The organism is Floridaenema fluviatile BLCC-F154 (genome assembly GCF_041929135.1).
GTDB lineage: Bacteria > Cyanobacteriota > Cyanobacteriia > Cyanobacteriales > Aerosakkonemataceae > Floridanema > Floridanema fluviatile.
On record NZ_JBHFNS010000060.1, the window covers coordinates 1 to 13,346 of the forward strand.

A 13,346-nucleotide genomic window follows, 5' to 3' on the forward strand; every position below is an offset into this window, starting at 1 on the left:
ATATAAAACACCCCACATCCCTTTTATTGGTATTATGTTTTACCGGTTTTTGTTAAAAACCACAAAAAATTTTGTTATTTTTTTTAAATTTAGTTTGTTGCGCTCCAGCGCTAAATAACGGCGCTTACGCCCAACAACGTACCTGGACTATTGTTCATAGTTTCTTCTCATTTTAAGCCTCAATTACTACTCGTAAATTCCCGCGTTTTTTCGCTACTCGACAAGAAGTGGTATTTCCCGATCGCTGAAATTCCAAATCCAAAAAAGTAGAACCAACTTTCAGGTTTTGCAAATAAAGAGAACCAATGGATTCTGGTAAAGCCGGATCGATAATTCGCAAGCAGTTATTGGGCGCATCTGGAACTAAATTAATCATCATTTGTAGCAACTGAAAAATGCTACCAGTTGCCCAAGCTTGCGGCGAACAAGCCACAGGATAACGCACTGGATCGTTGTCGCCATCGCGTTCGTAACCACAAAAAAGTTCTGGGGGACGTTGATAAGGTTGGACTAAAGTCATATCAATTAAACCTTGGAAAAGTTCCAAAGATTGATCGATTAAACCCAAACTTCTAATTCCTTTTGCAATTAAAGCATTATCATGAGGCCAAACGGAACCAATATGATAACCCATTGGATTGTAAGCGGGAGATAAACTGCTTAAAGTGCGAATTCCCCAACCATTGAACATATCTGGTGCGCGTAATCTTTCCGCGACACTATAAGCTTTTTCGGGGTGAAGAATTCCCAAATCTAAACAATGACCTGGATTAGAAGAAATCCCATCAACTTTGTTACCATCGCCATCTAAAGCTAAGGCACAAAAACCTTGATCTTCTACCCAAAAATCTCGGTTAAATCGCATTTTTAAATCTCTCGCTTCATCTTGCCAACGATCGGCTAAATCCAAGCGTTTTTTCATTTTGGCTATTTCGGCTAATCGCACTTTTGCCGAATAAACATAAGCTTGAACTTCGCATAAAGCTATTGGTGGATTTGCTAATTTACCATCGCGATCGACAATACAATCACCGGAATCTTTCCAACCTTGATTAACTAAACCTCTTTGCGATCGAACAGCATAACGTAAATAGCCTGTTTCTTGGAGATTGCGATCGATCCAATCCATCGCCGCTAACGCATTAGACCATAATTTTTCTAACGTATCTCGATCGGCTGTCCAAGAATAATACTCCGCATAAAGCATCAACCACAAAGGCGTAGCATCCACAGTTCCGTAATAGGGAGTATGGGGAATTTCCTGACAACGCGCCATCTCTCCAAAGCGTAACTCGTGTAAAATTTTCCCCGGTTGTTCGTCGCGCCAATCATTATCTACTTTGCCTTGATATTCAGCTAAAACTATTAATGTTTCCTTGGCAATATCAGGATTTAACATTAAAGTTTGGGAAGCAGCAATCAACGAATCTCGCCCAAATAAAGTAGAAAACCAAGGTACACCCGCCGAAAGTGCGGTAAACTTTTCAAAAGATTGCCGCAGTAAGTAAACGTCTTGTTGGGCGCGATCGATCGCCTGATTAAAAATAGTTTTATCTAAACTAATTTTCGTAGTTTGTTGTACCCAATTTTGTTCTTCCATCAACTCAGCGGCTTTCGCCTGATTGAAAGTAACAGGCGCATTTATTCGGGAAGTTTGGCGATTATTGGTAAACATTTGTAACCGATAACCGATTTTTTCCTTTTGATGAGATGCTAAAGTTAACTCCCAAACTGCTGTGTTACCTTTGAAATAGTCTGGTTGGCGATCGTTAAATTGAATCCGCGACTCCATAATCGCCCCATCCAAACCTTGATAAGCTAAAATTAATTCTCCCGTCTCTTCTTCCCTTGGTTTATCATCTTTAACCGCCCGTAAAAGTCGCCCCCTTTTATCCCGATTAAACCCCCGTACTTCAAACAAATCCACAAAATCAGCATCAAAACTTAAGCTGAGTTGAAAATTCACTTCATTAGTACTATAATTCGATATTTCAATCTGAGAAAATAGCGCCCCATTCAACAGCAATTCTCGCCGAATTCCCAAAGTATCAGGGGGTAAATGATTAGCAACTTTCGGATTTGTACATAAAACCGACAGGGAAAAGCCTTTATTCGCCGTACTATTAAGTAAAACCGGAGAATGTCCATCTATTTGTAATTCTAAGCGACTGAGAAACCGAGTATCCGAACAAAACAAGCCCATACTCGCATTAACATCACTTCGGAAACTAGAAGCGATATTTCCCAAAGTATCTGTCACCAAAAATAAATCATTATCTTTAATTGTCAATGTCGGCTGTGGTTCTTCGTTGAGTACACAAGGCCATTCAACTATTGGTAATTCTTCTACAGGGATAAAAGATTTGCCTTCTAGTTCGATCGTATCCATCATCATCATCAAAAACTAAAAAATCGCCATTCCTGTATTTTAGAAACTAATTACCATTAATGCAGGTAAAATTTAACCATTGAATTCGATGATTTTTTTAAACCACAGAGGCGCAGAGGACGCAGAGATAAGAAAAGGAGCAGTTCACAACTCAAATAGGATTATTATATTAAAGAAACCGTTAACATTAAATTAACAAATCCTCCGCTCAACTATCAAAATTTACAATAACCGAGCCAGAAAAATGCCAGATTCATTAATGTATAGCGAAGATAACTTCGTCGTCCTAGAAACTAATCAGCCAGAACAATTCCTCACAGCCGCCGAACTACTAGAAAAACTAAAAAACATTTTGGCACAGCGACAAAACGATTTACCCAGAGATTTACAAAAACTTTCCACCATAGAAGCACAAGCCCAACATTTACTCAACACCTATTACGAATTCGATTTAGGTCCCGGAGAGTATCTACAATGGTACGCCGTGCGATTGGAGAAATGAAAGGGGCAGAGGGGCAGAGGGGCAGAGGGGCGAAAAGAAAATCTAAAATCTAAAGTCTAAAGTCGAAAATTTCCAGTCCCCAGTCCCCAGTCCCCAGTCCCCAGTCCCCAGTCCCCAGTCCCTAAGACACAATCAAAGATAACTCAATCCGATTATCTTCTGGTTGGTGTAACTCAGCTTTGATGCCGGGGCCAAAAAAACTTTCGATTTTTTCCCGTTGTTGTTCCCATACCTGCATTGGTAGTAACGGCGAGTCAAACTCTAAGACTAAGGTATAAGCACCATTAACTTCCGTTTCTCGTATTCCGGTAACTTGGGGTCTTTTTTCTTCCGTAGGGCTTAAACCTACTTGCGCCAAAGCCCTGTCTAAATGGGCATCTTGTCCATATTTATAACCAGTCAAGTCCTTACGCAGCTTGGTTTGAGTTTTAGTCGCTTGTTGGTTTCGCAGTTCCAGAATATTTGCTGGAGTAGGATGAGAGAAAGGAATAGGTTTTAGTTCTGAACCCTTAAGTGCCAGTCCTCCCAGCAACAGTGGAAACCCGTAAAAAAATCCTACTAAATTCAAAGTAGGATTATCGGCAAAATAGGCGATGAAACCGATCGCGGTTAAAATACTTCCCAGGCCAATTCCTAAAGTTGCTAATGAAGTTTGACGTAACATAGTGTTAGGTAGTTGAATCGGTAATTCTTATTATTCTCTAATTGCGTAGCTCAGGTTACAGTTATGTAACTCTTACCGAACTGCTTACCTGTGGGAGGATTGATTTTTGGTTGACAGCCAAAAAGCTTCTCTACCATTATTGTGATTCAGTATTTTTGATATTTTTAATTACCCAAAACTCCTATGAACCCTAATGGAAATAGCCCCGAAACTCAAGAACGTCAAGAACGTAGCATTCTCGAACAGATTAACTCCCTCAAAAGAGAAGATGAAACTCTTTACAACATACTAGCGGTAGATGTTTGGGCCTTGGCGAAAACAATGGATGAATTTCACCCAGGCTTTTGGGCTGCTTTCATGAAAAATCGGGAAAAAGCATTAAAGCGTTTCATTGCCGAAACAGTGAAAAATAAGCCTACGGATGATGAAAGACCTCCGTTTCTAAGATAGACTTAAACTTACTTATTTGATTAGCACTCTTGAATAGCACTAACTATAAAGATGATCGACCCCCAGACCCTTAAAGAACGCATCTCCGCGATCGAAAGCAAACGCGAAACCTTGTTGCGGCTTTTGGAGCAACCAGATTTAGGCACCCTTAGAATAGATGTTAATCAAGCACTGGAAGAAATAGACGACTTGATCGATGAATTTAAACGGACATTTCCCGAATCGGAAATGATTTAACCGTTTATTTGCATCTTTAAGGCTGAATCTTCATTAGTGGAGTCAGCCTTTTGCCCTTGAGCTAATTCTTTAACTAGCTGAATTAATTCTTTGGTAGCTGTTTCTTTGCTACAGAAGGCATCAAAACTGGATTTTTGTTGTAGAGCTACAGCTTGTCTCTCCTCCATTGCTGAATAAGCAATAATTTGGGTTTGGGGATCGATGCTTTTAATATAGCTGGAAGCACTCCACCCATCCATGACAGGCATATGTAAATCCAGGATAATCACATCGGGATGATGGGATTCCACCATTTTAATCGCCTCTTGGCCGTTGCTAGCTAAGCCAACCAATTGGATATTTTTCTGGCTAGAGAGTGCGAGTTTTAGGCTGAGACGAGTTAGTTCATGATCATCAACCACTAGAACACGGACACTCGATGGATCGTAGTATGACAACATTTCCTCTCAAAGGTTTCTCAACAGTTGGTGTATTATTCCACAAGTTTAAGCTGAATAACGGTTTATTTCCTCTACCATTTGATTGAATCCAACCTAAATTGTTAGTGATTGTTTTTTTAAAGGAATTGTAAAGTCAAAAAATCCCTAGTTCTTGCCAGTCTGAGAGCCGAAAAACTAGACGTTATCTGGTATAGACGGGTAAAGAAGGGATATTTTACAATAATGTTTTTTTTAGATTCTGTCCAGTGAATTCAGATTTTCCCAAATCAGTATAACTAAGGAAAATAATCCGGGAAAACCCGGAATTACAGCCCAGGATATCCCGTATTTTCACGTAGATACTGGGTTTAACTCCCTGGATTGCTAGCCATCTCCATGAGAGTTTTCTGAGCACTTTGCTCTTGGTTATTATCCGATGGACGACGTTGAATATAACTGCCGTCTGATTGTAATTCCCAAGCTTGACGATTGTCGGACAGCATAATTCCTAAAATTTCTTGCAAATCTTTAGTAAGATTTAAGTCTTCCACGGGAGTAATAGCTTCCACTCGGCGATTTAAATTCCGACTCATCCAATCAGCACTACCAATGTAAACTTCTTCCTGACCGCCATTTTGGAAGTAAAAAATGCGGGAATGTTCCAAAAATCGACCCACAATACTAATTACACGGATATTTTCGCTCACCTCTGGGAGTCCAGGTCGCAGACAACAAATTCCCCGGATAATCAAATCAATTTCCACGCCAGCACGGGAAGCTTCGTAGAGTTTAGCAATAATTTGGGGATCTACTAAAGCATTCATTTTGGCGACGATGCGACCGGAACGACCATTTTGGCAATGTTCGATTTCGCGATGGATTAAGGCTACCATGCGATCGCGCAAATTCACAGGCGCAACCAACAACTTCCGATAAGATCTCTGACGCGAATAACCAGTCAAATAATTAAACAAATCCGTCAAATCCGCACCCAACTCTTCCCGACAACTCAACAAACCCAAATCCGTATATAAACCCGCCGTTTTCGGATTATAATTCCCCGTGCCAATATGAACATAACGGCGAATATGATTATCTTCTCGACGCACCACTAAAACTATTTTTGTATGCGTCTTTAAACCCACCAAACCATAAACAACATGAACCCCCGCTTGTTCTAACTTCTTAGCCCAAAGAATGTTATTCTCTTCATCAAATCGCGCCTTAAGTTCCACCAATACTGCCACCTGTTTACCATTTTCCGCCGCAGCAATTAAAGCATTAACAATTGGTGAATCACCCGAAGTTCGATAAAGCGTCATTTTAATCGCCAAAACATTCGGATCGTGCGCCGCTTGCGTAATAAAATGCTGTACCGTAGCCGCAAAAGATTGATAAGGATGATGAACTAATAAATCCCGTTGAGAAATCAAATCAAAAATATTTTCCCCATCCTCACCAATTTCTGCAAGGCGACGAAAACGTAACGGTATCACAGGTGTCCAAGAAGGGTCTTTTAATTCAGGAAGCGGTAATTGCAGAAAAGACATTAAATCTCGCAATCCCACTAAACCATCCACATCATAAACATCATTTTCACTTAAGGATAATTCCTGTACCAAAGTATGTCGTACCCAGTCGGAAGCCGTAGCATCAATTTCCAAACGTACCGCCGAGCCGCCGATGCGACGTTTGCGAAGTTCTTGCTCGATCGCTAACAACAAATCATCCGCCTCATCCTCTTGAATAGCTAAATCCGCATTCCTAGTAATCCGAAAAGGATAACATTCTTGCACATTCATTCCTGGAAACAAAGAAGCCAAATTATGAGCAATTACCTGCTCCAAAGGTACAGCCATCCAAACTAAAGGTTGCGATTCTATTTGTACCTGTAACGCTTCCGGTAACACCACAAATCGAGGTAACATTTGAGGAACTTTTACTCTAGCAAAAAGTTCCTCTTTAGTTTCGGGATCTTGAATCACCACAGCTAAATTTAAACTGAGATTTGAGATATGGGGAAAAGGATGTCCAGGGTCAACAGCCAAAGGTGTAAGTACCGGAAAAATCTGCTCATCAAAATAGTTTTGTAAATAAATTCTTTGCTCCTGATTTAAGTCTACATAATCCAGAATATGTACACCATGCTTTGCCAACAAAGGACGTAATTCTTGCTCAAAATGTTGATGTTGAAGTTCGACTAAAGGGCGCAATCTTTGACTAATGGCTGTTAATTGTTCCTTCGGCGACATTCCATCAGGACTCAACTTAGTTACGTGCGCCTCTAACTGTTCGCGCAAAGCCGCAACTCGCACCATAAAAAACTCATCTAAATTCGAGCTAAAAATTGCTAAAAACTTCAATCTTTCAATTAAAGGTGTTCTTTCATCAAGTCCTTCATGCAAAACTCGATAATTAAATTCCAACCAGCTAAGTTCTCGATTGAAATAATATTGCGGATCTTTGAGATTGATTTCCGTGGTGGTGCTTTTAGTTTTCGTCATAACGAGATATCAAAAAATTAGGTAGTAAGTAAAAGGTACTACGTTAATAGTAGTCACCTTTGGTAACAGTGAGTTATGAACTACTAGCTTTAAATGTTAAATTACTAAAATTTGAAACTTAACACTTCTGCCTGTACTCCTGGATTAAGGGTAGATTACCTTTAATAGGTTAGGGAAAGGTTAAAAGAAAAATGAAGAATAGTAAAGCAAAGAACCAAAGCCTCACGCCTTAATTGTCCAGTACTCACTAAGCTGTTACGCATTTAAATCACTTATTAACGAGTAGGGTGCGTCAGACAGTAAAGCCTATGTAGAAAGGAAAATATCTAAATCTGACGCACCCTACAAGATGACTTTTAAATGCCTAACAGCTTACCTAATTACACTTAACTACCAAATACTTCATTTTCTCTGCCAATCCACCATTCACCCAAGTTCATTAAATCCTGGTGAATATCCGCTAGTTTCTGAGCATACACTTCTGGGGAAAGGTCTGCACGAGTTTCTTCCAGTTTTTTCAGCCGCAGTTGTACCAACAGCCAGGATTTAGAAATGCTGTCTGTGGTTTCTAGATATTGTGCTAGTTCTTGGCTATCCATTAGTGAAACCTTAATTAATTTGCACCAGTTGAGAAGCAGTACCAAAATTTTAAACCAAATAAAAGACAGCCACGTTTTGATTTGTGACTGTCCTCATTTTGTATTTAACCGGGAGACTAATTAAGAAGCTTTAGAGAGGTTCTCTGCTGCAAAATCCCAGTTAACCAAATTATCTAGGAAAGTGGTAATGAAGTCGGGGCGCTTGTTTTGGTAATCCAAATAGTAAGCGTGTTCCCAAACGTCTAAAGTCAGCAGAGGAGTTTGCCCGTGAACTACTGGATTTTCTGCGTTGGGGGTTTTGGTGACTTTCAGTTTGCCGTTTTCCAGTACTAACCAAGCCCAACCGCTACCAAATTGAGTAGCAGCAGCACTCTTGAATTCTTCTTTGAATTTGTCGAAGCTGCCGAAGTCTGCGTTGATTTTGTCTGCTAATGCGCCGCTAGGAGCACCACCGCCACCTGGTTTCATTGATTGCCAGAAGAAGTTGTGGTTCCAAACTTGGGCGGCGTTGTTGAAAATGCCAGTTTTGTTTTCTTTGAATGAGGTAACAACAATCTCCTCTAGAGGTTTGTCAGCGAGTTCGGTGCCTTCAGTTAATTTGTTGAGGTTGGTATTGTAAGCAGCATGGTGCTTGCCGTAGTGGAAGGAAAAGGTGTTGGCTGACATATACGGCTCTAGGGCTGTATCAGCGTAAGGTAAAGCAATTTGGTAGTTCATTGTGTTCTGTCCTCTCTTTTAGCTTTCGGTTTGTGAGCTAGTACACTGCTCAGATCAAACCCAAACTTATGATAGAACTTTATATCAAAAGTCGGAAGAGGGTGGGAGGTGGGGAGGTGGGGGGATGTTTTTAACTTAAAACTTTGTACGGGCGGGTTTTGCTTTAATTATTCGGCTGTGAGTACAGAATGTCTGCTAAACCCGCCCCTACCACTCAAGCGGGTTTTGCTTTAATTATTCGGCTGTGAGTACAGAATGTCTGCTAAACCCGCCCCTACCACTCAAGACTTAAAACTTTTCCCCTTCTGCTTTCTGCCTTCCCGATCGGATAGACTATGTTGACAATGGCAGATTAAGCACGATTCCTGAATCCTCGTTTTGCAAGGGATTATAGATATGGCTCCTGAAACATCACCTTCTGAAAATACTTCTCCTAATTCTGCTTCTGGATCGATTCGAGTTTTGATTGTGGAAGACGATCCGATGATGCTGTTAGGGTTGGAACAGTCGTTGGCGGATCATCCACAGATTAATTTGGTGGGGCAGGCTGAAGATGGTTATTTAGGGGTGCAAGAGACGATCAAACTTCAGCCTGATGTGGTGGTAATGGATATTGGATTGCCAAGACTTGACGGGATTGCGGCGACGCAGCAAATTAAGGCGGCTTTGCCGAAGGTGCGTGTGGTGATGTTGACTTCGCACACGACGGAAACTGAGGTGATTGCGGCGCTTTCTAGTGGTGCGGATGCTTATTGTATTAAGGGTGCAAGTGTGGAACAGTTGTTGACGGCGATCGCAGCTGCTACCGAAGGCGCTACTTATCTCGATCCCCAAATCGCCCGGAAAGTGATTGAGCATCTCAAACCACCCTCTCCGACGGGAAATTTAGCTAATTTATCCCAACGAGAACTAGAAGTCCTAAAGTTAATGGTAGAGGGTTACAGTAATCCTGAAATTGCTGAAGCTCTCTATTTAAGCCCGAATACGGTGAAAACTCATGTTCGTGGCATAATGAACAAGCTGTCGGTTGACGATCGCGTTCAAGCAGCTGTTGTAGCTCTACGTGCAGGAATTGTCTGACTATGTGGAAGCTTTTCAGTGTCTTAATTTCTTGCCTATGTTTTAGTAATACCCTATTGCCACAGCTGGTATTGGGAGTAGAGGCGCAGGGGCGCAGGGGCGCAGGGGCGCAGGGGGGAGAAAAGTTCTTAACTCAAAACTTTCTTTCTAAGTCAAAACTCAGAACTCAGAACGCAAAACTCTCCGAGTTCCCAGTCCCCAGTCCCCAGTCCCTAATCCCTAGCCACTTAATGGCGCAAAATCCTGCACCGCCGCCGCCGAATCTGCCACCGAATCTGCCACCCAGAAATTTAGAACCGCGACCAAATACCGATCGCTTTATCCAACCTGCACCATTAATCCCACCAACTACGCCAGATCCCCAAACACCTGTTTTAGAAACGCCGCCACCAACACCCACTCAACCTGCACCACCAATTAAAATTCAAGTGCAGAAAGTTGAGGTAACAGGTAATACGATTTTGAGTGATGAAATTAATGCAATTGTTAAACCTTTAGAAGGTAAAGAATTCACGATTCAAGAATTAGGAAAAGTTGCTGATGCGATTACTCAACTTTATGTGGAACGTGGTTATATTACTTCGCGAGCAGTGTTGCCAGACCAAAAAATTACTGATGGCGTGGTGCGATTTTTAGTAATTGAAGGCAGTTTAGAAAAAATTGAAATTGAAGGAAATCGTCGGTTAAATGATTCTTATATTCGCAGTCGAGTGCGCTTAGGAGTTGGTAAACCTTTAAATAGTGCTGAGTTAGAAGATCAATTAAGATTATTGCGGTTTAATCCTATATTTAAAAATGTTGAGGCTAGTTTACGTCCGGGAAATGAACAGGGACAAAGTATTTTAGTTGTCAGGGTGACAGAAGCTAGTCCTTTTACTGGTTCGACTTTAGTAATTGATAATTATTCGCCACCTAGTATTGGTTCGGAAAGATTTGGGGGTAATTTTTTTGTACGTAATGTTAGCGGAATTGGCGATACTTTTTTTGCTTCTTATTTTCGCTCAACTACTGGCGGTTCTAATGTTTTAGACTTTTCTTATACTGTGCCAATTAATGCGATGGATGGCACTTTGCAGTTACGGGCTGCACCGAATTATTATCAAGTGACTGAGGCGGAGTTTAAGGATTTAGATATTAGTGGGAATTCGCAACTTTATGAGTTTAGTTATCGGCAACCGTTAATTCGATCGCCTCGTGAAGAATTCGCTTTATCTGTGGCTTTTGCTCATCGTCGGGGTCAAACTTTCTTGGATGATGACCCGTTTCCTTTCGGTTTTGGCCCCGATGAAGAAGGCAGAACTCGCACTAGTGTAATTAGTTTTGGTCAGGATTATATCCGGCGAGATGTGCAGGGGGCGACGGCTTTGCGATCGCTTTTTAGCTTCGGAATTGGCGCTTTTGATAGCACAATTAATCCCGATCCAATCCCCGATGGACGCTTTTTTAGTTGGCTCGGTCAAGTCCAAAGAGTCCACAGAATTAGTAATAGCAATATCTTAATTTTACAAGCAGATTTGCAACTCACACCAAATAGTTTATTACCATCTCAACAATTTGTAATTGGCGGGGGTCAATCGATTCGGGGATATCGGCAAAATGCCCGTTCTGGTGATAACGGTTTTCGCATTTCTATCGAAGATCGAATCATTTTAAGTCGCGATAAAACCGGGAGAGAAATCTTTCAATTAGCACCATTTGTAGATTTTGGTACAGTTTGGAATCACCCAGATAATCCTAATGCTATTCCCAGTCGGAGATTTTTGGCTGGGGCGGGTTTAGGTGTATTATGGGAACCAATTCCCGGATTAAATTTGCGAGTTGATTACGGCATACCTTTGAGCTATATTCGCGATCGGGGAGACAATGCCCAAGATCGCGGTTTTTACTTCCAAGTTTTTTACCGATTTTAGTGATAAATTACCAATAACAAATGACCAATAATCACCAATCAATCATATAATCTTGAGCGTGATCTGTAATTTTAAGCAAATATGGATTTAAAGTCCCTGATTCGCGATATTCCTGACTTTCCCAAACCGGGAATTTTGTTTCGAGACATCACTACCTTACTGCGAAACCCTGATGGATTGCGTCATACTGTTGATACTTTGACCCAACAGTGCAAAGACAGATTCGATAAAATTGATTATGTGGTGGGGATGGAGTCTCGCGGTTTTATCTTCGGAACACCCTTAGCTTATCAATTGGGTGCTGGTTTTATTCCCGTCCGCAAACCAGGAAAATTACCCGCAGCAGTTTGTCGTGTGGAATATGAATTAGAGTACGGTGTAGACCGTTTAGAAATGCACGAAGATGCTTTGGGGGAAGGTTGCCGAGTTTTAATTGTCGATGACTTGATTGCTACTGGGGGAACCGCAGCTGCAACAGCACAATTAGTACAGCAAACAGGTTCAGAATTGCTTGGTTTTGCTTTTATCATTGAACTACAAGGTTTAGGCGGACGAGAAAAACTTCCTGATGTACCAATTTTGACGTTGATTGAGTACTAAATTTAGTGCAATAGTGCAGCAAAGCAGAAATAACTAATAAGTTGAAAACCAGTAAATAATTCGACGAAAAAGTGTTTTTCTCTTCTGTCCTCTGCCTTCTTGCACTAGTCACTTTTTTGAGGTAAAAAATGAGTTCTGCTAAAAGTTCTTCGGTTGTGAGAAGCTTTAATTTTGTGGGGGATAAACTATTAAGGTTAGTTCCCTCGCAAGAGACAGCTTTGTATGTACTGAAGCGATTATTGCAGGCGGCGCTAACACTTTTATTGGCATCAGCTTTAAGTTTTGCCATTATTCAATTAGCACCGGGAAGTTACCTGGATACTTTGCGCCAAAATCCCAAAATTTCCCCCGAAAGAATCGAAGAATTAAAAATGCAGTTTGGGTTAGATAAACCTTTAATTGTGCAATATTTTTTGTGGTTGTGGGGGATTATTTCTCGTGGGGATTTTGGCATTAGTTTTGCTTATTTACGTCCGGTATCTGAATTGTTGTGGGAAAGAGTTCCGGCTACTTTATTGTTAGCGATCGCATCTTTAATTGTCACCTGGGGAATCGCTATTCCTTTAGGAATTGTTGGCGCAGTTCACCAAAACCGTTTGTTAGATAAAGTTTTGCGGGTAATTAGTTACGCCGGACAAGCAGTTCCCACTCTAGTAATGGGTTTATTACTGCTAACTTTTGTTCAGAATATCTCACCTTTATTTCCTGTAGGAAACATGACCAGCATTAATCATGCTGAATTCACTCCCTTGGGCAAAGTGTTAGATATTGCTTGGCATTCTGTTTTTCCAGTCCTAGCTTTAAGCATTACTGGTTTTGCAGGTTTACAACGCATTACCCGTGGCGAATTATTAGAAGTTCTGCGCCAAGATTATATCCAAACAGCACGCGCCAAAGGTTTACCAGAAAACCGAGTGATTTATGTTCACGCTTTGCGAAATGCCATTAATCCATTAATTACTTTATTGGGTTTTGAATTCGCTGGATTATTAAGTGGTTCTTTTATTGTCGAGAACTTCTTTAATTGGCCCGGTTTGGGAAGGTTGATTTTACAAGCAGTAACAGCTAAAGACCTTTATTTAGTAATGGCAAGTCTCATGTTAGGTGCAGTCATGCTAATTGTTGGTAATCTTTTGGCTGATTTAATGTTGAAAAGTGCCGACCCTCGAATCAAGTTGGAAAATCTTAATTAGTTCACTTTGGTACTAGGTAGTTGGTTGGAAAAACTCAGGACGATCGAAAATCTCTTTATGGGTGCGGTGAATCGAAAATCAT

At 41.0% G+C, this 13,346-nt stretch carries 13 protein-coding genes; 7 read left to right on the forward strand and 6 right to left on the reverse strand.

Translation table 11 applies throughout. The annotated features are described in order from the left end of the window. Positions 1–172 precede the first annotated feature (172 nt). Complete coding sequence (locus ACE1B6_RS15940) at positions 173–2,398, reverse strand: amylo-alpha-1,6-glucosidase (RefSeq protein ID WP_413258237.1); 2,226 nt, start codon at positions 2,396–2,398, stop codon at positions 173–175. A gap of 235 nt (positions 2,399–2,633) precedes the next feature. Here ACE1B6_RS15940 and ACE1B6_RS15945 point away from each other — a divergent pair, with 235 nt between their 5' ends. Further along, positions 2,634–2,891, forward strand: coding sequence for a CRR7 family NDH-1 assembly protein (locus ACE1B6_RS15945; RefSeq protein ID WP_413258238.1), 258 nt, complete (start codon positions 2,634–2,636; stop codon positions 2,889–2,891). A 121-nt stretch (positions 2,892–3,012) separates the two neighbouring features. Here the strand turns inward: ACE1B6_RS15945 and ACE1B6_RS15950 are convergent, their stop codons facing one another. Further along, positions 3,013–3,555, reverse strand: coding sequence for a DUF2854 domain-containing protein (locus ACE1B6_RS15950; RefSeq protein ID WP_413258239.1), 543 nt, complete (start codon positions 3,553–3,555; stop codon positions 3,013–3,015). 183 nt (positions 3,556–3,738) lie between these two features. Here ACE1B6_RS15950 and ACE1B6_RS15955 point away from each other — a divergent pair, with 183 nt between their 5' ends. After that, positions 3,739–4,005: a hypothetical protein gene (locus tag ACE1B6_RS15955; protein ID WP_413258240.1), complete on the forward strand. Its 267-nt coding sequence runs from the start codon at positions 3,739–3,741 to the stop codon at positions 4,003–4,005. A 54-nt stretch (positions 4,006–4,059) separates the two neighbouring features. Beyond that, positions 4,060–4,242 carry a hypothetical protein gene (locus tag ACE1B6_RS15960; protein WP_413258259.1) on the forward strand — a complete coding sequence of 61 codons (183 nt, stop codon included), beginning with the start codon at positions 4,060–4,062 and terminating at the stop codon, positions 4,240–4,242. Here ACE1B6_RS15960 and ACE1B6_RS15965 read toward each other — a convergent pair. The 4 genes from ACE1B6_RS15965 to sodB all read right to left on the reverse strand — a co-directional run bounded on the left by ACE1B6_RS15965 (position 4,239) and on the right by sodB (position 8,481). After that, complete coding sequence (locus tag ACE1B6_RS15965) at positions 4,239–4,682, reverse strand: response regulator (protein ID WP_413258241.1); 444 nt, start codon at positions 4,680–4,682, stop codon at positions 4,239–4,241. The two genes, ACE1B6_RS15960 and ACE1B6_RS15965, sit on opposite strands and share 4 nt — an antisense overlap. Positions 4,683–5,029: 347 nt before the next feature. Continuing rightward, positions 5,030–7,165, reverse strand: a complete 2,136-nt coding sequence (gene ppk1 / locus ACE1B6_RS15970) for a polyphosphate kinase 1 (RefSeq protein ID WP_413258242.1) — start codon at positions 7,163–7,165, stop codon at positions 5,030–5,032. A gap of 386 nt (positions 7,166–7,551) precedes the next feature. Continuing rightward, positions 7,552–7,764 (reverse strand): hypothetical protein, encoded by a 213-nt coding sequence (locus ACE1B6_RS15975; RefSeq protein ID WP_413258243.1) that lies wholly within the window; start codon positions 7,762–7,764, stop codon positions 7,552–7,554. 120 nt (positions 7,765–7,884) lie between these two features. Further along, complete coding sequence (gene sodB / locus ACE1B6_RS15980; protein ID WP_413258244.1) at positions 7,885–8,481, reverse strand: superoxide dismutase [Fe]; 597 nt, start codon at positions 8,479–8,481, stop codon at positions 7,885–7,887. A gap of 396 nt (positions 8,482–8,877) precedes the next feature. Here sodB and ACE1B6_RS15985 point away from each other — a divergent pair, with 396 nt between their 5' ends. The 4 genes from ACE1B6_RS15985 (at position 8,878) to ACE1B6_RS16000 (ending at position 13,264) form a co-directional block, all read left to right on the forward strand. Then, positions 8,878–9,561, forward strand: coding sequence for a response regulator (locus tag ACE1B6_RS15985; protein ID WP_459563043.1), 684 nt, complete (start codon positions 8,878–8,880; stop codon positions 9,559–9,561). Between the two features lie 230 nt (positions 9,562–9,791). Continuing rightward, positions 9,792–11,471, forward strand: a complete 1,680-nt coding sequence (locus ACE1B6_RS15990) for a ShlB/FhaC/HecB family hemolysin secretion/activation protein (RefSeq protein ID WP_413258245.1) — start codon at positions 9,792–9,794, stop codon at positions 11,469–11,471. A gap of 81 nt (positions 11,472–11,552) precedes the next feature. Then, positions 11,553–12,071, forward strand: a complete 519-nt coding sequence (locus ACE1B6_RS15995) for an adenine phosphoribosyltransferase (RefSeq protein WP_413258246.1) — start codon at positions 11,553–11,555, stop codon at positions 12,069–12,071. Between the two features lie 128 nt (positions 12,072–12,199). Further along, positions 12,200–13,264, forward strand: a complete 1,065-nt coding sequence (locus tag ACE1B6_RS16000; RefSeq protein WP_413258247.1) for an ABC transporter permease — start codon at positions 12,200–12,202, stop codon at positions 13,262–13,264. The last annotated feature ends 82 nt before the right edge of the window (positions 13,265–13,346 follow it).